Consider the following 19,791-nt stretch of genomic DNA (forward strand, 5'->3'; position numbering starts at 1 on the left):
GACTCGTATGCGGTTTCGGATCAACAGAAGAACCTCTTTTGCGCTGGCGCTCGGTATCGGCATGGTGGCGTCGGCGAGTCTTGCGGGTTTGAGCGGCGCCGCTCAGGCCGCGCAGAACGGCCCCGCATGCGGCGACTGGAGCGCCTGGCGCAGTTTCGTCGAGCGCTTCGTGCAGGCCGACGGCCGCGTGATCGATGATTCGACGCCGGCCCAGCAGACCACCTCGGAAGGCCAGTCTTACGCGCTCTTTTTCGCCCTGGTCGCCAACGACCGCGCGAGCTTCGACAAGCTGCTCGGCTGGACCCGCGCGAATCTCGCGGGCAACCAGTTCGACGCGCAGAACGTGCGGCTGCCGGCATGGCAATGGGGCAGGAAGCCGGACGGTTCCTACGGCGTGCTCGATCCGAATTCGGCGTCGGATTCCGATCTGTGGATTGCCTACGATCTGCTGCAGGCCGGCCGCCTGTGGCGCAACCCCGCCTACACGCGGCTCGGTCAGGCGCTCGCCGAGCGCATCGCGCACGACGAAGTCGTCAGCCTGCCCGGCCTCGGGCCGATGCTGCTGCCGGGCGCGCAGGGTTTCAGGAACGGCAACGTCACGCGTCTGAATCCGAGCTATCTGCCGCTGCCGGTGCTGCGCGCGCTCGCGCACGAGGTGCCGGACGGCCCATGGGCCAAGCTCGCCGACAACGCCTTGCAGTTCGTCAAGACCGTCTCGCCGCATGGCTTCGCGCCCGACTGGGCGGCGTGGCAGAACGGCCAGTTCGTCGTCGATCCGAACAACGGCGACGTCGGCAGCTACGACGCGATCCGCGTCTATCTGTGGGCCGGCCTTGCGTCGCCCGCCGATCCGCTCGCGAAGCCGTGGCTCGGCGCGCTCGGCGGCATGCGCGCGAAGGTCGCGCAAAACGGCTTCCCGCCGGAGAAGGTGTCGTCGACCACTGGCGCGTCGAGCGGCGAAGGCCCGCTCAGCTACTGGGGCGCGCTCGCGCCATACTTCAAGGCGCTCGGCGACGAGCATGGCCTCGGCCTCGCGCGCACGCGGCTCGCCGCGCTCGACGCGAGCGTGCCGGGCCGCGAACCGGTTTACTACGATCGTGTGCTGGGTCTGTTCGGCTCGGGGTTCATCGATGGCCGCTACCGCTTCGATGAAGCCGGCCGTCTCGTGCCCGCCTGGAGGACTGCATGCGATTGAACGCGCTCGCCGTGTCGCTGCGCATCGCGCTGGCCGTCGGCGCCGTCTTCTGCGTGGCCGCGGCCGCGCCCGATGCGCTTGCCCAGGCGACCAAAGATCCGCTGAGCGTGCTGATCGACCAGGGCAAGTACTGGCAGTCGCATCAGCGTGGCGACCTCGCCGAGCAAGCCTGGCAGAAGGTGCTCAGCATCGATCCGAAGCAGCCCGACGCGCTCTTCGGCATGGGCATGGTGCTCGCCGATCGCAAGGACGGCGCGAGCGCGCAGCAGTACCTCGCGCGGTTGAAGGCGGCCGCGCCGAACTATCCGAATCTCGATGAGCTCGGCCGCCGCCTCGGCCAATCGAGTCCGCGCGACCAGACGATCAACGACGCGCGCCGGCTCGCGCAAGCCGGCCAGAGCGCGAGCGCGGTGCAGGAGTATCAGCGCGCGCTGACCGGCAAGCCCGCCACGCCCGAGTTGCAGCTCGAGTACTACCAGGCGCTATCAGCGACGCCGCAAGGCTGGGACGAAGCGCGCCGCGGCCTCGAACAGCTCGCGCACGACAATCCGAACGACCCGCGTTACGCGCTCGCGTCCGCGCAGCATCTGACCTATCGCGACGTGACGCGGCGCGACGGTATCGCGCGGCTACAAAAGCTCGCGGGCGACAGTTCGGTCGGCGCGGCGGCGAAAAAGAGCTGGCGCCAGGCGCTGCTATGGCTCGACGCGCGGCCCTCCGACGCCGCGCTGTACGAGTCGTACTTCCAAACCACCGGGGACGATGCCGCCGTGAAGGCACGCTTCGAATCGATGGTGCAGCAGGACAGCGCGGCGCGCGACCGCGCGCAGCAAAACGCCGCGGCCGACGCGCGCGGCCGCGTGATCGCCGACGGCTTCGCCGCGCTCGACCGCGGCGACATCGTGACCGCGCGCGCCAGGTTCTCGTCGGTGCTCGCAAACAGTCCTAACGATAGCGACGCGCTCGGCGGCATGGGCATCGCCGCGCTGAAGCAGGAGCATTTCGCCGAGGCGCGCACTTACCTCGACCGAGCCTCGCGCGGTTCCAATCCGGCACGCTGGAAAACCGCGCTCGACAGCGCGACCTACTGGACCTATACGAGCGACGCGATCGGCGCGCGCAGCAACGGCGAGTTCGCGAAGGCGAAGTCGCTGTTCGAGCGCGCGATCGCGCTGAATCCGTCGGACGTGACCGCGCAGGTGCTGCTCGGCGAAATGCTGCTCGCCAACGGCGACCCGGCCGGCGCCGAGCAGGCGTACCGGATGGCGCTGCGCCGCCAGGCCGACAACCCCGACGCGATTCGCGGGCTCGTCGGCGCGCTCGCCGCGCAGGGACGCGCCGACGAGGCGCTGCAGTTCGCCAATCAGCTGAACGCGGAGCAGCGGGCGAAGGTCGGCGGCATCGACCGTTTGCGCGGCGACGCGCAGGCGGCGCAGGCGCGCGCCGCCGAAGCGCGCGGTGATCTCGGCACCGCGCGCAGCCTGTTCGAGGACGCGCTGCTCAACAAGCCCGACGATCCGTGGCTGCGGCTCGACCTCGCGCGCATCTACGTGCGCCAGGGCGCGCTCGCGAACGCGCGCAGCATGATGGACGGCCTGCTCGCCTCGCACCCGGACATGACCGATGCGCTCTACGCGAGCGCGCTGCTGTCGGCGGAAACGCAGGACTGGTCGACCGGTCTCGCGCAGCTCGACCGCGTTGCGCCCGCGCAGCGCACCGACGCGATGACGGCGTTGCAGCATCGTCTGTGGGTGCATCAGCAGGCCGACCTCGCGACGCGCATGGCGAAGAACGGTCAGACGCAGCAGGCCATCGCGGCGTTGCGCGCCGCCGAACAAGTGGCCGGCAACAACCCCGAACTGATCGGCGTGATCGCCGGCGCGTACCAGCAGGCCGGCGACCCGACCCGCGCGCTCGGCCTCGTGCGCGGCGCGATGAGCGCGGCGCCCGGCAACCCCGATCTGCTGCTGCAATACGCGGGCATTCTGTCCGCGGCCAACCAGCAGGCCGAGCTCGGCACCGTGATGCGACAGTTGCAGGGCATGCAACTGACGCCGCAGCAGCGCGCCGACTTCAACGACCTGAATCTCGGCATCGTGATCCGACAGGCCGATGCGGTACGCCAGCGCGGCGATCTCGCGAGCGCCTACGACGTGATCGCCCCGTGGCTCGCCGCGATGCCCGACAACCCCGACCTGCAGGCCGCGCTCGGCCGTCTGTATGCGAGCGCGGGCGACGATCGCAGCGCGCTCACGAGCTACCGCGTCGCGCTGCAGCGCCGCCCCGACGATCGGAACCTGCTGCAGGCGGCGATCTCGGCCGCCGCCGGCGCGAAGCAGTACAGCTATGCCGAAACGCTCGCGACCCAGGCGCTCGCACTCGCGCCCAACGATCCGGGCGTGCTCGCCACCGTGGGCCGCATGTATCGCGCCGAGGGCAAGCTGTCGCTCGCGTCGACCTATCTACAACGCTCGCTGGTCGCGGCCAATACGCCGCTGGCAGCGAACGCGCCCCGCAACGCGGGCACCAACGTGCCGCGCGGCTGGGAAACGGCGATGAGCCAGATCGGCGCGACGCCGCTGCCGGGCACCAATCCCTTCGAAGGCAAAACGGCGATCGTCCGTTCGGGCGACGCCGACAATGCCGCGCGTCCCGCGCTTCCGTTCCTGAATACGCAGTCTTCCTCGACGACGCAGACCGTGCCGAACTATCCGCCGCCTCCTCAGCCCGCGCCGTATGTCGCGCCGTATGTTGCGCCTTCTAGCGCGCCTGCCGCGCAGCCCGCGCCCGTCGCCGCACCGTACGGAGCGCCCCGCTCCGCCGCCGGGCTCGGCGGCTACGGACAGGAATCCTATGGGTCGAGCCAGTCGGGCGCGCCATTGCAGCCTTATCCGGGGCAAGGCCAGGCGCCAGTGCAGCCGATGCCTCAGCAGCAGTACAACGCGGGTTACGCGCAGCCGCAGCCGTACGGGCAGCAACCGGCATACGGGCAGCCGGCATACGGGCAACCGGCGTACGGGCAGCCGGCGTACGAACAGCAGCCCTATGGCGCACAGGACGGCTATGCGGCGACGCCGTGGCCGATGTCGCCGGCCGCACGCGAAGCGCAGGCCAACGCCGCGTCGACGCCGTCGCTGCCGTACGGATCGACACGCGCGAGCACGAAAAAGAGCACTAAGAAAAACCCGGCCAAAACCAGCCAACCCGCGCCAGTCTACGGCCAGCAGCCGCCGCCCTATCCGCAGCAGCAGGGCTATGCGCAGCCGTATCAGCCGTACTCCCCGCAGCAGCCGTATCAACAGCAGCCCTACCCGAACCAGGGCTACTACGCGCAACAGCCGTACATTCCGCAGCCGCCGGCCGGCTACGCTCAGCCGTACTACCCACCCGGCAGCAACGCGCAACACAACCCGCAATCGAACGTCGCGAACGCGCAGACGCTCGGCGTCGCCGAAGAGCTTGCGCAGGTCAATCGCGAGCAGTCGAGCACCGTGTCGGGCGGCCTGATTTTTCGCAATCGCGTGGGCGAGGACGGCCTGTCGTCGCTGACCGACATCGAGGCGCCGATCCAGGGGCGCATCAAGGCGGGCAACGGTCACGTGGTCGTGACCGCGACCCCGGTCACGCTCGATGCAGGCACCGCTTCGAACAGCACGTCGACGCTCGCGCGCTTCGGCGCGGGGCTTTCGACCGCGTCGTCGGAATCGGCTGCGGTTGCCGGCAACAACAACTACGGTAGCCAGACCGCGAGTGGCGTGGGCCTGTCGGTCGGCTACGACAGCCGCAGCATCAGCGGCGATATCGGCGTGACGCCGATCGGCTTCCGCGAGACCAACATCGTCGGCGGCGCGCAATACAACGGTGGCATCACCGACAAGGTCTCGTACTCGATCGCGGTCGCCCGCCGCGCGGTGACGGACAGCCTGCTGTCCTATGCGGGCGCGCGCGATGCGGCCTCTGGCCTCGAATGGGGCGGCGTTACGTCGAACGGCGCGCTCGCCAGCCTCACGTGGGACGACGGCACGAGCGGCCTGTACGTGAACGCGTCGTATCAGCACTACATGGGCACCAACGTGCCGAGCAACAACGCGGTCAAGGGTGGCGGCGGCGTCTACACGCGTCTGCTGAAAGACGCCGACCAGATGCTGACGGTTGGCGTGAACACGACGATCATGGGCTACAACCGCAATCTGTCGTACTTCACGTACGGCCAAGGCGGCTACTTCAGTCCGCAACAGTACGTGATCCTGAATCTGCCGGTCGAATGGTCGGGCCGCGCGGGCCTCTTTACGTATGACGTGAAGGGTTCGATCGGCGTGCAGCACTATCGCGAGGATGCGTCGAACTACTTCCCGCTGAGCGACGGCTCGACGCGGCAAGGCGACGCGGCGGCCGCCGCGCAAACCCTCGGCAACGGTCTGGTCGCGGTCTACCCGGGCCAGAGCAAGACCGGCGTGTCGTATTCGATCAGCGGGGTCGGCGAATATCAGCTCGCGCCGCAACTCGCGGTCGGGGCGACCGCATCGCTCGGCAACGCTTATCAATATCGCGAGTGGCTCGCGGCGGTCTACGTGCGCTACAGCTTCAACAAGCAGACCGGCTTGCAGCCGTTCCCGCCGGTGCCGGTGACGTCGCAGTATCTGTCGTTGTCCAACTGACGGATGCGCTCAATGGGTCAGCCCGAGGCTTGCGCTTCAGAAGCCGCAAGCCTCGGGCTTTCGCGTTCCTCACTTCGGAAATGCGGGCGCTTCTTCCGCTTTCGCCGCGCAGCAAACGCGCGTCGCGGTAAATGTTGCGCTTGCATTCAAGCACTTCGCAAACCGGTCCGTTTTCGGACAGGCTTATTGGCCAATCCCCGTCCCGAATAGCCCCTACGAGGGATCAACGAGACAACGTTGTGCCCTACAATAATTGCAGTTTCGCAAGGCCGCGCGACGCGCGCGAAGCCCTCGAAACCCGGTCAAGAGCCAACCACTTTCGACGTAATTTCAGGTGGAGCGCGGCATGCCCTTTCCGGCACAAGACTACGGCTGCGCCGGCTGGCGCGGCGAGATGGCGCGACGCATCAGCGAATTCGACTGGCGCGCGACCAGCCTCGGCCCGATTGAAAACTGGCAGCGCAGTCTGACCTCGACGGTCCAGTTGATGCTCGCCTCGCCGGTGCCGCTCGTCCTGTTGTGGGGCGAGCCCGGCTACATGATCTACAACGACGCGTATGCGGTTTTCGCGGGCGGCCGGCATCCGTATCTGCTCGGCCGTCCGGTCGAAGACGGCTGGCCCGAAGTCGCCGATTTCAACCATCAGGTCATGGTCACCTGCCTCGCGGGCGGCACGCTGTCGTATCGCGACAAGGCGCTGATGCTGCTGCGCGACGGCAAGCCGGAAGACGTGTGGATGGATCTGTACTACAGCCCGGTCGCGGGCGACAGCGGCGCGCCGGCCGGCGTGCTCGCGATGGTTGTCGAGACCACCGGGCGCGTGCTGACCGAGCGCCTGCGCCAGCAAGCCGAAGCCGAGCTGCACGAGACCAACCAACGCTTGCAGCTCGCGCTGAACACTGGCGCCGTGCTCGGCACCTGGGTGCTCGATCTGCGCACGGGCGAGGTCAGCGGCGACGAACGGTTCGCGCGCACCTTCCTGGTTGCGCGCGACAAAGCGTCGAAGGGCGTCGCGCGCGATGCCGCGACGCAGATGATCCATCCCGACGACCAGGCGCTCAACGACCGCCTGACTGCCGAAGCAATCCGCAGCGGCGAGCCGTATCGCGCGGAGTATCGAATCCGGCGGCCGGACGGCAGCTATATGTGGGTGCAGGCGAACGGCCGCTGCCAGTTCGACGAACACGGTGAGCCGACACGCTTTCCGTGCGTGCTGATCGATATTCACGAGCGCAAGATCGCCGAACAGCAACTTCTTCAGCTAACCGAAACACTTGAACAGCGCGTCGCCGATTCGATCGCGGCGCGTGCGCTCGCGGAGGAACAACTGCGCCAGGCGCAGAAGATGGAAGCGATCGGCAGCCTGACGGGCGGCGTCGCGCACGACTTCAACAACGTGCTGCAGGTGATCAACGGCAATCTGCAGATGCTCGCCGCCGACGCCGCCGCCGACCCAGTCACGCGGCGGCGTCTATCCGCCGCGACCGATGCGGTCAAACGCGGCGCGAAGCTCGCCGCTCATCTGCTCGCGTTCGCGCGGCGTCAGCCGCTGTCGCCGACGGTGCTGAATCCGCGCCGCCTGCTGACCGGCATGAGCGAGATGCTGCACCGCGCGCTCGGCGAAACGGTGCGGATCGACACGGTGCTCAGCGACGACTTGTGGAACGTGCAGGTCGACCGCAATCAGCTCGAAAACGCGCTGCTCAATCTCGCGATCAATGCGCGCGACGCGATGCGCGCCGACGGCGTGCTCACCGTGCGCGCGACCAACCGCCTGCTCGACGCCGCTTTCTGCCGGGACAAGCCGGAGCTGTCACCGGGCGCATACGTGGAGTTTTCGGTTACCGACACCGGTTCGGGCATGCCGCCCGACGTGCTGCAACGCGTGTTCGAGCCGTTCTTCACGACCAAGCCCGACGGCCACGGCACCGGCCTTGGCCTCTCCATGGTGTTCGGCTTCGCGCGGCAAAGCGGCGGGCATGTGTCGATAGAAAGCGAAGTGGGACACGGCACCGCGGTGTCGCTGTTCTTTCCGCGCTGCTGCGAGGCGGAGACGCCGGAGACCGTCGACGGCACCGCGGCGTCGGTGGGCGGCGGCGAGACGATACTCGTCGTCGAGGACGATGCCGACGTGCGGCTGACCGCGGTCGAAATGCTCGCGCAGCTCGGCTACAAGGTGCTGACCGCGTCGAACGGCGACGCGGCGCTCGAGTTCATCGACAGCGACGTACCGATCGATCTGCTGTTCACCGACGTCGTGATGCCCGGCAAGCTGAAGAGCGTCGAACTCGCGCAACGCGCGGCCGCGCGCACGCCGCCGCTGCCTACGCTGTTCACATCGGGCTATACACGCGACGAAATCGTCCACCACGGCAAGCTCGACACGGGTATCACACTACTGTCGAAGCCCTACCGGCGCGACGAGCTTGCCCGTATGGTGCGCAACGTTCTGCGCGCGGGCGCCGCGCGCGCGGACCATGCGGCCGGGATGCGCGAAGCGGGTATCGCCGCGTGCGTGCCGCCCGCCGCGTACGACAGCGCGAACACGCATGGCGCTACGAACCCGAAGGCGCCGCGGCAAGCGTTGAGAAAAGAGCCGAAGAACAAGCCGCAAAAGCAGAGCCAGCCGCGCGTGGCCCGCGCAGCCGCGCGCGTGCTGTTCGTCGAGGACGACACCGAATCGCGCGAGGCGCTCGGCGAACTGCTCGGCGCGCTAGGCCTCGCGTGCACCGCCGTCGCGAGCGCGGAAACAGCGCTGCCGCTCGCGAACACCGAACACTACGACGTGCTGTTGACGGACCTCACGCTGCCCGGCATGTCTGGCGACGAACTCGCCCGCGCGGTACGGCGCGTCCAGCCGGAAATACGCGTGCTGCTGGTGTCGGGCTACGGTCGCAGCGCGGAGATCGGGGCGCCGATCCCGGGTGCGCGGCTACTCGGCAAGCCACTCGATATCGCCCAGCTACGACTCGAGCTCGCGCAATGGCTCGACCATACGGAGGCGGCGGCGTCGTCGTAACCCCGAGCGCGTATCGCCTGAGCGCTGGCATGCTTGCTTCGGCGGCGTCTTGCGCGAACTCGGCGCCCCCGGCGGAGCCAAAAGCCGAGGCCCGAAATCGCGACCTGGAATGGCTTATATTGTTGGTAAGGATGAGTACCCGCAACGGCGCGGCTCGATCCGCATGAGCCGCGCGCGGGTATGATGCCGAGCGCGGCGCCCACCGCGATCGCTTCCGGTGCCGCATTTTTGCCACGAGAACCATCATGCCTGCCCAACACGACGAAGTCCCCGGCGCTCACGACACGAAGCACAAGGCGAAGCGCAAAACGCTGTCGCTGTCCGTGCGCAATCTGCTGATGGTCGCCATTGGCGTGGCGATGTTCTCGATCGTGGCGGGCGTCGTGCTGTACAACCCGATCATGTACGGCGACGAGATCCCGAACTTCGGCATCATCCTGATGCTGACGGTGCCGGTGATCGCTGGCGTCGCGTTTCGCGTCGGGCTCGACGCGTGGCTCGATCGGGAGTGAGCGGCAACACGCCACGCCGCCGCGCCGCCACGCCGTTTTGCGCTTACGCCGCCTTGGCCGGCAAGACGACCCACACTTCGAGGCCGCCGCCGTCGCGCGCATGAAACTGCAGGCCGCCGCCGTGCAGCCGCGCGATCCGCTCGACGATCGACAGCCCCAGCCCCGTGCCGCCCCCGTGCGCACGCGCATTGCCGCCGCGCTGGAACGGCGCCTTCAGCTTTTCCAACTCCTGCGCGGTCAAAGCTTTGCCGCGATCGCCGACCGCGACCGTGACCGCGTCTTGCGTCGCCCACGTGCGCACCGCAAGCCCGCTGCCGCCATAGACGATCGCGTTCTGCATCAGGTTCATCAGGAGCCGCATCATGCTGATCGGCCGATATCGAACGGCCGGCAAGCTGGCCAGCGACAGTTCGAACTCGTGCCCGAGCCCCGCGAAGTCGCCGGCGAGCCGTTCGATCAGCGCGTTCAGATCACCCGGCTGGGCTTCCTCGCGCTCGCCGCTACCCGCGTAATCCATGAACTGCTGCAGGATCGTCTCGATCTGATCCAGATACGATTCGGCGGCGATCACGAAGCTGCTGTCGGCCCCCTGCGGCATCGCCATGGCCATCGACAGGCGCAGCTTCGTCAACGGCGTGCGGATGTCGTGCGAGATGCCCGCGAGCATCAGCGCGCGCGTCGATTCGGCGTCCTGTAACGCACGCGTCATCTGATTGAAAGCACTGCCCACGGCGGCGATTTCGGCGGGGCCGTCGGTCGGCAATGGCGAGGGCAAGTCGCCGGCGCTGACGCGGCGGGCAGCTTGCGTGAGCTCGTGCAACGGTTCGTTCAGATGCAGCTGGATCGCGTAGCCGGCGAGCGCGGCGAGCACGCCGAGACCCAACGATAGAAAGATCGCCGCTTCGAGACCGCTGCCCTGCGCGTCCTCGGGCATCGGCAGCGCGATCCAGTATGGCGCGCTCGCTGCGGTACCCGCGGTGTTGCCGGAGCCGGCAGCCGGCGCATGCATGCGAATCCACAGCCGCTGCGCACCCTCGGTCTGCCACCGCACGGGCATATCGGCAGGCAGGTGCTTCTGCAGGCTGTCGAGAAAGACGCCGCGCTGATAGGTGCGATACGCGCGCCACACATCGTACGTCGGCGTGTCGGTCGCTTCGGGCGGCAACTGCTCGCGCGCGTCGAGACGCGCGCTCAGCGCCGTGCGCGAGGCGGGCGGCGTCGCCGCCAGCAGGTTGTCGAGCGTGATCACGTAGGTCGCGAACACGGCCGCCGCGCGCTCGACGCGCGGCCGCTGCACGTAATGCAGCAGCACGACGATCGAGCAGATCTGGCTCAGCATCACGAGCGCGATCAACAGCGCGATGTTGCGCGCGAGCAGCGTGCGCGGCAGCAGCGTGCGCGACAGCGAGCGCATCATGATTCGACGTCGGCGACGAGCATATAGCCGACACCCCAGACGGTACGAATGAAACGCGGCTTCGACGGATCGTCCTCGACGATCTGCCTCAAGCGCAGCACCTGCACGTCGATGCTGCGATCGAGCGCTTCATGGTCGCGCCCTCGCGCTCGCGCGATCAGGTTGTCGCGGCTTACCGCGCGATTCGGCGACGACGCGAGCGCAACCAGCAACAGCATCTGCGCGGAATGAATCTCGAGCGGCTCGCCCGCGCGTGATAGCTGCTGCTTGCCGACATCGAGCGTGAAATCGCCGAAACGCACGCGCTGCGAAGTCACCGTGACATCGCCCGCGGCCATCTTCTGGCGGCGCAGCAGCGCGTTGATTCGCGCAACCAGCTCGCGCGGCAGAAACGGCTTCGCGAGGTAGTCGTCGGCGCCGGTTTCGAGGCCCGTCACGCGATCGAGCGGATCACCCTTCGCGGTCAGCATCAGGATCGGCAAGGTCTGCCCTTGCGCGCGCAGCTTCGCGCAGATCTCGAGGCCGTCCTCCTCGCCGATCATCAGATCGAGTATCAGCAGATCGAACGGCTCGCGCTCCAGATAGCGATTCAGACGCTTGCCGTCCTCGGCCGCGCGCACGTCGAAGCCGTGACCGCGCAGAAAGCGCAGCAGCATGTTGCGCAACTCGGCTTCGTCGTCGAGCACGATGATCCTGGCGGGGCGTTCCATCCGAAAGCTCCTCGATATCCGCGCCGCTCAGTGGGCGGACCCGCGTTCCTGCATGAATGCCTCGATCTGCGGCAGCGTGATGTAGCCGGCCTTCTGCGTGTCGATCTCGTCAAAATGACGCGCGAGCATCGGCATGCCGGACGCCGCCTGGTCGCGGGTGAGCTTGCCGTCGTGCGTGGTGTTCGCGTTTGAAAAGCGCGTTTGCAACTGCTGCTCGATGCGCTCCATCCGCTGCTGGCTGATACCTTGCGGCGCGGCCGCCTGGGCGAACGTGACGGTAGACGCGCAGCACAGCAGCACGGTGGCGAGCAACTTCTTCATGACTGACTCCTTCGGTTGAATCATCGAGCGTCGCCTGCCTGAGTGCCGCGATCCGTTTCGATGACAGGCCGAATTCTTGGCCAGACGGCGCGCGATCGCAATTCAACAATCATGTCGAATCATGTCACGGCGCCGGGTGCTGCTGCAGCGTGACACCGAATGAAATCAGTTTGCGGTTCCGTTTTGCGGACCTGCTGCTTATCGTTCCGTCTGCCGTCCGTCGGCATTCCACGTATCAGGAGTCCCAAATGACCATCCGTCTCGCCTGCGCCTCGACTTTCACCGCTATCGGTCTTGCCTGTTCTTCCGCCGCCTACTCGAGAGTCGTCGTGTATCTGCCGACCACCGTGATCTACGCGCCGCCGCCACGGCCGGTCCACTACCCGGTGCCGATCAATCCGATGTATGTGTCGGCACCGCCAACCGCCATTCCAGTGGCCGCCGCGACCATCGTCGCCGCGCGGCGTTGACTGCGCGGCACGCGGGGTGCCGCGCGTAAATCTTGCGGGGATTTTGCCGCTTCTTGCCATCGCGCACCGCGTCTCGCCCGCGCACGATGTAACGCTTTGCACCGTCAAGGCTGATATTGACTATATATAGGCGGGATGGAACGAAGCTTGCTGCCGTTTTTTTAGGTTCGCGCGCCCATTTCCACCCTTCTTTTCCCGGACTGTGCAATGAGTTACCAACATATCGACCAGGAAATTGCCCACCTCGAGGTCGTTTTCAACGCACTTTCAGCGCGCGACCGTTTTCCGCTGTCGTACTGGCATCGTCGGCTGCATGCGCTGAACCGTTTGTCGATGGTGCCCGCGCAACGCGAGCGCATCGCGCTGCTCGAAGCGAGGCTGCGCTCGGTCGGCGCGCGACTGGACCCGCTCACCGGCGCGACGCGCGTCGGCTCTTCCGGCACGCCCGCGCGGATGACATATGGGCCAGGCGCCCGTTCAGCCAGTTAGAATCCGTGCCCCGAGCGCCAGCACGAGCGCGGGCACCATCACCAGCGCGCCGACCTTCAGGAATTTTATGAAGCTGACGTCTTCGCCTTCGCGGCGAATCGCGTTGAGCCACAGAATCGTCGCGAGTGAGCCGGTGATCGACAGGTTTGGCCCGAGGTCCACGCCGATCAGCAGCGCGTCGATCACGCGCTCGGGGCTATGCGCCTGCATCACGGTCGAACTCGCGATTAAGCCGGCCGGCAGGTTGTTGATCAGATTGCTGAGGAACGCGATGCTCGCGCCGGCCCACCCGGCCGCGGCCATTTCGTTGTGTTCGGTCGCACGCCGCAGTTCGCCCGCGAACATGTTGATCACGCCGGTGTGATCGAGCATCTCGACGAGCACGAACAGCCCGGCGACGAGCGGCAACACGTTCCACGAAATTTCGCGGATCATCGGCAGCGGCGATCTGCGCTCCTTGATCAGCACGACGAGCGCGGTCAGCGTGCCGAGGATCGCGGTGGGCAGGCCGAGCTGGATGTCGTATGCGGAGACTGTCAGCAGCGCGCCGGCCGTCACCGCGATGCCCGCGAGCGCGACGCGCCCGCTCGCCGGCAGTTCGACCGCATCGAGATTCGCGTCGCAGACGCCCGCGAGCGCCTCGCGTTGCGTCCAGCGCAGCATCACGAAGGTCGCGGCGATCGACAGCACCGACGGCAGCGTGAAGCGCAACATCCAGGGTCCCAGCGGCGGCGTGTGATTACCGTACAGCACGATGTTGGCCGGATTCGAAATCGGCAGCACGAAGCTCGCCGCATTGGCGACGAACGCGCAGACGAACAGCAGCGGCAGCGGCGGTGTCTTCGCTTTCTTCGCTGCCGCGAACACGGCGGGCGTCAGTACGACGGCGGTTGCGTCGTTGGAAAGAAACGCGGTGATCACAACGCCGAACAGATACACGAGTATGAATAGCTTGCGCGGCGAACTGCGCGCATGATTGACCGCGAGCACCGCGACCCAGTCGAACAGCCCTTCGCGGCGGCCGACTTCGGATAGCAGCATCATGCCGAACAGAAACAGATAAACGTCGGTGCCCTTGCCGATCGCTTCGATCGCGAGATGCAAAGGCAACAGGCCGAGCGCGACGAGCAGCACCGCGCCGGCGACGGCCCACACCGCTTCGGGCCATTTGAACGGCCGCGTGATCACACCGGTAGTGGCGAGCGCGGCAATACTCCAGGAAAGAAAAACGGAATTCACGGCTTGAGCCTGGATAACGGGTTATCTCGGTGGCTGCGCAAAAGCGCGGGCACTCTTATTGTTCGGGGCAACAAGTTACCACACCGGTACTACGGCGACCGGTACGTAGCGGTGAGCGAGCGGTGAGCGTGCCGTCATGCGCGTATCTTTCAATGCGCACGCAATTCGTCACGCATGTCTTTCGTTACGATTAGCGTCACCGCGACAACGATCTGTTCCCGCGCACCCGCCTATTCAGTTTGAATTGGCATCCCTACTATCCGCATTCTCACGCGGCCTCTCTCGCGAGCAACGGATAGAACACGATGCAAACACACGCTTCCGGTCCCACGCGCTACCACGGCGGCTCGATCGCGCTGCACTGGCTGATCGCCGCGCTGATGATCTGCGGCTTCTATATCGGCTGGATCATGACCGATATCCCCGGCTTCACGCCGACGAAGCTCAAGTACTTCTCGTGGCATAAATGGATCGGCGTGACCGTGTTCGCACTCGCGCTGCTGCGCGTGCTGTGGCGCACGACACACCGCGCGCCCGCGCTCGATGCCGCGACGCCCGCATGGCAGAAGGCCGCCGCGCATCTGGTGCACGGCCTGCTGTATCTGCTGATGCTCGCGATTCCGCTGTCCGGCTACCTCTACAGCTCGGCCGCCGGCATTCAGGTCGTGTATCTGGGCATCGTGCCGCTGCCGACGATCATCGGTCCCGATCAGGCGCTGAAGGCCGCGCTGCGCACGGTGCACGGACTGCTCAACTACACGCTGCTCGCGCTCGTGATCATGCATGTGCTCGCCGCGCTCAAGCATCAGTTCGTCGATCGCGACGGATTGCTCGCGCGCATGGTGCCGTTTCTGAAGACCGAGGCATAACGACATGACAACTTCAGGAAAGCCATAGCCGTCACCGATTGGCTACGACTTGTTGGCAATCAAATTCCTCGCGGTGTGCAATCAGGCCGCGAAGCTCGGATAGCATGCGTACCATCATGAAGACACCCTTTTATCATTCCGCTCATCGCGCGACGCTCGCGTCTTTCACGGCGCTTGCGCTGTTCGGCGCGAACCTCGCGCACGCCGACGTCGACCTCGCGAAAAGCAGCGTCAGCGCGACGACCAAACAAATGAACGTGCCCGTCGACGGCAAGTTCAGGAAGTTCTCCGCGCAACTGAATTTCGATCCGACGAAGCCGGCCGCGGGCAGCGCGAACGTGTCGATCGACACCGCCAGCTACGACCTCGGCGCCGACGACTACAACAAGCAGGCGCAAGGCAAGGAATGGTTCGACAGCGGCGCCTTCCCGAGCGCGACCTTCGTGTCGAGCTCGATCGCGCCGGCCGGCGGCAACCAGTACAAAGTGACCGGCAAGCTGACGATCAAGGGCAAATCGCAAACGGTCGTCGTGCCGGTCGTGATCGCGAGCCAGGGCACCACGCAAACCTTCGACGGCTCGCTGCCGATCAAGCGCACGCAGTTCGATGTCGGCACTGGCGAATGGAAAGACACGTCGGTGGTCGCTGACGAAGTCGTCATCAAATTTCATCTGGTCGCGGCGAAGAAATAAATCACCACGCCGCAGCACCGCTTTACCCTTCGACCTCTGGAGTCCAACTTGAAGCAATCCTTCCTGCTCGCCACCGGCGCGCTCGCCGCTGCCTTATCGTTCAACGCGATGGCCGCCACCGAAACCTACCTGCTCGATCCGACGCACACGTCGCCGAGCTTCGAGACCGACCACTTCGGCGGCCTGTCGATCTGGCGCGGCAAGTTCCAGAAAAGCAGCGGCACCGTCGTGCTCGATCGCGCGGCGAAGACCGGCACGGTCGAGGCGACGATCGACCTGAGCTCGGTCGGCATCGGCAACGACAAGCTCAACGAGGAACTGGTCGGCGACAAGTTCTTCGACACCGCGAAGTTCCCGACCGCGACCTACAAGGGCACGAAGATCCGCTTCGACGGCGACAAGCCGGTCGAAGTGATCGGCACGCTGACGCTGCACGGCGTCACGAAGCCGGTCAACCTGAAGATCGAATCGTTCAAGTGCATCCAGCACCCGATGCTGAAGCGCGAAGTGTGCGGCACCGAATCGGTCGCGACGTTCAACCGCGACGATTTCGGCATCGATTTCGGCAAGGCGTATGGCTTCAACATGAAGACCACGCTGCATATCCAGGCCGAAGGCGTCAAGCAGTAACCGCATCGCGCCCGGCACGGCCGGGCGGCGAACTACTGGATCGCGGGCCGCCGCGGCGGCCCTGACCGGCAGCGGGCGCGGCAAGGTACCATGACGGGCTGGCGCCATCGCAACGCGCGCCTTCACAGCTCCCGTTTATTGCCATCGCCCGCTGCCCCCCATGAATTCGCCGCCCCGCCGCATTGCGCACCTCGATATGGACGCGTTTTACGCGTCCGTCGAGCTGCTGCGCTATCCGGAGCTGCGCGGCCGCGCGGTGGTGATCGGAGGCGGCCGCAACAGCGCGCCAGAGGTGCTCGAAGACGGCAGCAAGCGCTTCGCGAGGCTGCGCGATTACGCGGGGCGCGGCGTCGTGACCACGTCGACCTACGAAGCGCGCGCGCTCGGCGTGTTTTCGGCGATGGGCATGATGAAGGCCGCCGCACTCGCGCCCGACGCGATCCTGCTGCCGACCGACTTCGATTCATACCGCCACTACTCTCGCCTCTTCAAGGCGGCTGTCAGGACGTTCACGGACCGCATCGAGGATCGCGGCATCGACGAGATCTATATCGACCTCACCGATCAGCCGGGCGAACCGGCCGACCTCGGGCGGCGCATCAAGGAGGCTGTTCGTCAGGCCACCGGGCTCACGTGCTCGATCTGCATCGCGCCGAACAAGCTGCTCGCGAAGATCGGTTCCGAGCTCGACAAGCCCGACGGCCTGACGATCCTCACGTCCGCCGACATACCGCTGCGCGTGTGGCCGCTGCCGGTGCGCAAGGTCAACGGCATCGGCCCGAAGGCCGCCGGGAAGCTGACCACGCTCGGCCTCGCGACGGTCGGAGACTTGGCCGCCGCCGACGCCGGGTTGTTGCAGGACAACTTCGGGCGCAGCTATTCCAGCTGGCTGATGGAGATCGCGCAGGGTCACGACGAGCGGCCCGTGGTGGTCGAATCGGAGCCGAAGTCGATCAGCCGCGAGACCACGTTCGAGCGCGATCTGCATCCGCGGCACGATCGGCCGGCGTTATCGAGCGCGTTTACGGGGTTGTGCGTACGCGTCGCCGACGATCTCGTGCGCAAGGGCTACGTGGGCCGCACGATCGGCATCAAGCTGCGCTACGACGATTTCCGCACCGTCACGCGCGACCTGACGCTCGACCAACCGACCGCCGACGCGACCGAAATCCGCCGCGCGGCGACCGAATGTTTGCGACGCGTGCAGTTGGACCGCAAGCTGCGGCTGTTGGGCGTGCGCATCAGCACGCTGACATCGGCGAGCGAACAGGCGCTCAAGCCGCGCCTGCCGGTTCAGGTCGACTTGCCTTTCGCGAGCGGCGAATAGGCGGTATCGGCGGCGACTCCGGTCGCAGTCGCATTCGCGCGAGTGGCCGGCACGTCGCCCGACGTTGACATCACCGATGCCGCCACCGAAAACGAGAACGTGTTGACGCCGTTCGCGCTGTGCGCGGATACGGTGCCGCGATGCATCTCCGCGATCGCCTTCACGATCGCGAGCCCGAGCCCGTGGTTTTCGCGGCTATTGGTGCGCGAGACTTCCGCGCGATAGAAACGGTCGAACAGGTGTTCGAGGATGTCTGGCGCGATCGGCTCGCCCGGATTCGCCACGGCGACGCGCACCTGGTCGCGCATCGGTCCTTCCCCGCGCGCGATCGTCACGCTGATCGACGCGCCGGGCTCGCAATGCTGGATCGCGTTCATCAGCAGGTTCGTGCACGCGCGGCCGAACAGCGAGCGATTCACGCGCGCGACCGCATCGCCGTGCAACCGCGCATGCACGCGCGCTTCTTCGAGTGGAATCTCCAGAAACTCGAGCGTATGCGCGACTTCCGCCGCGAGCGACACCTCGATGAGCCCCGTCGCGCGCTCGCCCTGATCGGCACGCGCGAGGAACAGCATGTCGTTGATGATCGTGCGCATCCGCTCGAATTCTTCGAGATTCGATTGCAGCGTATGGCGCAGATCGTCGACCGAGCGGTTGCGCGTCAGCGCGACCTCGGTCTGGCCGATCAGGATCGTGACCGGCGTGCGCAGTTCATGCGCGACGTCCGCGTTGAACGATTCGAGCCGGCCGTAGGCGCCATCGAGCCGTTCGAGCGCGCCGTTGAACGAGTTCGCGAGGTCGTTCAGTTCGAGCGGCAGCGACGCGGTATTGAGCCGCTGCGAGCGGTTGTTCGGACTGACCGCCGACGCGTCGCGCGTTAGACGCGTGAGCGGCGCGAGGCCGATGCGCGTGACCGAGTAGCTGAGCAGCAGCACCGCGAGGCTGCCGAGCGCGGACAGCGCCGCGAGCGCCGAGCCGAACACGCGCATCGTGCGCAGGTTCGGTGAATAGCTCGCCGCGACCTGCAACTGCACCGGCGGCCGGGCGGCATTGGCGGGCAAGGTCACCGTCGAGGTCAGCATGTCGGGGCCGCCGCCCGCCGGCGCGATGCGCGCATAGCCCCCCGACCAGCTCTTCGTGACGGTGCCCTGCACCGGCGTGCCGAAGTGATAGCTCGGGTCCGCGCTCGTCACCGAGTACACGGTGCTGCTGTCGTGCGGCGTCATGTCGGTGAGTTTTTCGCGGCACGTCCGCCATTTTTCGGGTGTCACCGCGTGATAGACGATGATGCGCGCGATCTGCGTGCGATCGTCGAGCGACTCGCGCAGATGATGTTCGAGCTGGGTGCGCAGCACCAGAAAGAGCCCCGTGCCGACGAGCGTAAACACGAACAGCGCGACCAGCGCGAACATCGACGCAAGACGGCGGGCAATCGAACGGTTCATGATGTCTCGGCCTCTTCGCGCACTTCGAGCACGTAGCCCATGCCGCGCACCGTGTGCAGCAGCTTCGACGGGAACGGGCCGTCGAGCTTCGCGCGCAGCCGCTTGATCGCGGTTTCGACGACGTTCGTGTGGCTGTCGAAATTGACGTCCCACACGAGTTCGGTAATCGCGGTCTTCGACAGAATGTCGCCCTGACGGCGCGCGAGCACGCTGAGCAGTTGAAACTCTTTCGCGGTCAGGTCGAGGCGCACGCCGTCGCGCGTCGCGCGGCGGCCGATCAGATCAACGAACAGGTCGCCGACGGAAATCAGCGTGGACTCCTGCGAACGCGTGCGGCGCGCGAGCGCATGCAGACGCTCGACGAGTTCGAGGAACGAGAAGGGTTTGGTCAGGTAGTCGTCGGCGCCTTCGCGCAGGCCGCGCACGCGATCGTTCACGTGATCGCGCGCGGTCAGCATGATGACCGGCGTCGACTTGCGCATGCGCAGCGCCTTCAGCACGCTGAAGCCGTCGCGCTTGGGCAGCATCACGTCGAGGACGATCACGTCGTAATCGAATTCGGTGGCCAGATGCATGCCTTCCTCGCCGTCGAGCGCGACGTCGACGACCCAGCCCTGCTCTGTCAGACCGGAGCGCAGGTAGTCCACCACCTTGTGCTCGTCTTCAACGATCAGCAATTTCATCCGCATCCTCTGTCGACCGGAGTTAGTGCTTTAGCACTTACTCCGGTCCCATGCCACTAGTGGCTGTCCAACTTTGCATTATACGAACGCCCCTGATTCTCCGCGCCGATCCCAC

16 protein-coding genes are annotated in these 19,791 nt (G+C 66.4%); 10 read left to right on the top strand and 6 right to left on the bottom strand.

Annotated elements, in window-relative coordinates; genetic code table 11:
* Positions 1-7 precede the first annotated feature (7 nt).
* From bcsZ to F6X42_RS21630, 4 genes are all read left to right on the top strand, one after another.
* Positions 8-1,195 carry a cellulose synthase complex periplasmic endoglucanase BcsZ gene (gene bcsZ / locus F6X42_RS21615; protein WP_187636242.1) on the top strand — a complete coding sequence of 396 codons (1,188 nt, stop codon included), beginning with the start codon at positions 8-10 and terminating at the stop codon, positions 1,193-1,195.
* Positions 1,186-5,853 (top strand): cellulose synthase subunit BcsC-related outer membrane protein, encoded by a 4,668-nt coding sequence (locus F6X42_RS21620; RefSeq protein WP_187636148.1) that lies wholly within the window; start codon positions 1,186-1,188, stop codon positions 5,851-5,853. Before bcsZ ends, F6X42_RS21620 begins: the two co-directional genes overlap by 10 nt.
* Before the next feature lie 346 nt (positions 5,854-6,199).
* Positions 6,200-8,872: a response regulator gene (locus tag F6X42_RS21625; RefSeq protein ID WP_187636149.1), complete on the top strand. Its 2,673-nt coding sequence runs from the start codon at positions 6,200-6,202 to the stop codon at positions 8,870-8,872.
* Between the two features lie 245 nt (positions 8,873-9,117).
* Positions 9,118-9,384 carry a hypothetical protein gene (locus tag F6X42_RS21630; RefSeq protein WP_187636150.1) on the top strand — a complete coding sequence of 89 codons (267 nt, stop codon included), beginning with the start codon at positions 9,118-9,120 and terminating at the stop codon, positions 9,382-9,384.
* A 43-nt stretch (positions 9,385-9,427) separates the two neighbouring features.
* On the opposite strand, the gene F6X42_RS21635 is transcribed toward F6X42_RS21630, so the two are convergent.
* Genes F6X42_RS21635 through F6X42_RS21645 form a run of 3 tightly spaced genes read right to left on the bottom strand, consistent with a single transcriptional unit; the run spans position 9,428 to position 11,832 of the window.
* Entirely contained in the window at positions 9,428-10,801 is a 1,374-nt protein-coding gene (locus F6X42_RS21635; RefSeq protein ID WP_187636151.1) for an ATP-binding protein, read from the bottom strand.
* A complete protein-coding gene (locus F6X42_RS21640) occupies positions 10,798-11,511 on the bottom strand; it encodes a response regulator (protein WP_187636152.1) in 714 nt (237 codons plus the stop codon). Before F6X42_RS21640 ends, F6X42_RS21635 begins: the two co-directional genes overlap by 4 nt.
* Positions 11,512-11,538: 27 nt before the next feature.
* Complete coding sequence (locus tag F6X42_RS21645) at positions 11,539-11,832, bottom strand: EF-hand domain-containing protein (protein WP_187636153.1); 294 nt, start codon at positions 11,830-11,832, stop codon at positions 11,539-11,541.
* A 248-nt stretch (positions 11,833-12,080) separates the two neighbouring features.
* Between F6X42_RS21645 and F6X42_RS21650 the strand changes: the two genes are divergently transcribed.
* Positions 12,081-12,302 (top strand): hypothetical protein, encoded by a 222-nt coding sequence (locus F6X42_RS21650; protein ID WP_246530167.1) that lies wholly within the window; start codon positions 12,081-12,083, stop codon positions 12,300-12,302.
* A 207-nt stretch (positions 12,303-12,509) separates the two neighbouring features.
* The gene (locus F6X42_RS21655; RefSeq protein WP_187636154.1) at positions 12,510-12,791 is read left to right on the top strand and encodes a hypothetical protein; all 282 of its coding nucleotides are present in this window, start codon (positions 12,510-12,512) and stop codon (positions 12,789-12,791) included.
* Here F6X42_RS21655 and F6X42_RS21660 read toward each other — a convergent pair.
* Positions 12,780-14,030: an arsenic transporter gene (locus F6X42_RS21660; protein ID WP_187636155.1), complete on the bottom strand. Its 1,251-nt coding sequence runs from the start codon at positions 14,028-14,030 to the stop codon at positions 12,780-12,782. The genes F6X42_RS21655 and F6X42_RS21660 overlap by 12 nt on opposite strands.
* Before the next feature lie 305 nt (positions 14,031-14,335).
* Here F6X42_RS21660 and F6X42_RS21665 point away from each other — a divergent pair, with 305 nt between their 5' ends.
* The 4 genes from F6X42_RS21665 (at position 14,336) to dinB (ending at position 17,548) form a co-directional block, all read left to right on the top strand.
* Positions 14,336-14,899: a cytochrome b gene (locus F6X42_RS21665; RefSeq protein WP_187636156.1), complete on the top strand. Its 564-nt coding sequence runs from the start codon at positions 14,336-14,338 to the stop codon at positions 14,897-14,899.
* Positions 14,900-15,015: 116 nt separating this feature from the next.
* On the top strand, positions 15,016-15,591 hold the full coding sequence (locus F6X42_RS21670; RefSeq protein ID WP_187636157.1) for a YceI family protein: 576 nt from the start codon (positions 15,016-15,018) through the stop codon (positions 15,589-15,591).
* A 48-nt stretch (positions 15,592-15,639) separates the two neighbouring features.
* Positions 15,640-16,221: a YceI family protein gene (locus tag F6X42_RS21675; RefSeq protein WP_187636158.1), complete on the top strand. Its 582-nt coding sequence runs from the start codon at positions 15,640-15,642 to the stop codon at positions 16,219-16,221.
* 160 nt (positions 16,222-16,381) lie between these two features.
* Positions 16,382-17,548, top strand: coding sequence for a DNA polymerase IV (gene dinB, locus F6X42_RS21680; protein ID WP_187636159.1), 1,167 nt, complete (start codon positions 16,382-16,384; stop codon positions 17,546-17,548).
* On the opposite strand, the gene F6X42_RS21685 is transcribed toward dinB, so the two are convergent.
* Positions 17,515-18,993: a heavy metal sensor histidine kinase gene (locus F6X42_RS21685; RefSeq protein WP_187636160.1), complete on the bottom strand. Its 1,479-nt coding sequence runs from the start codon at positions 18,991-18,993 to the stop codon at positions 17,515-17,517. The genes dinB and F6X42_RS21685 overlap by 34 nt on opposite strands.
* Complete coding sequence (locus F6X42_RS21690; protein ID WP_018424874.1) at positions 18,990-19,676, bottom strand: heavy metal response regulator transcription factor; 687 nt, start codon at positions 19,674-19,676, stop codon at positions 18,990-18,992. Before F6X42_RS21690 ends, F6X42_RS21685 begins: the two co-directional genes overlap by 4 nt.
* Between the last annotated feature and the right edge of the window lie 115 nt (positions 19,677-19,791).

It is taken from the genome of Paraburkholderia podalyriae, assembly GCF_014397785.1.
GTDB lineage: Bacteria > Pseudomonadota > Gammaproteobacteria > Burkholderiales > Burkholderiaceae > Paraburkholderia > Paraburkholderia podalyriae.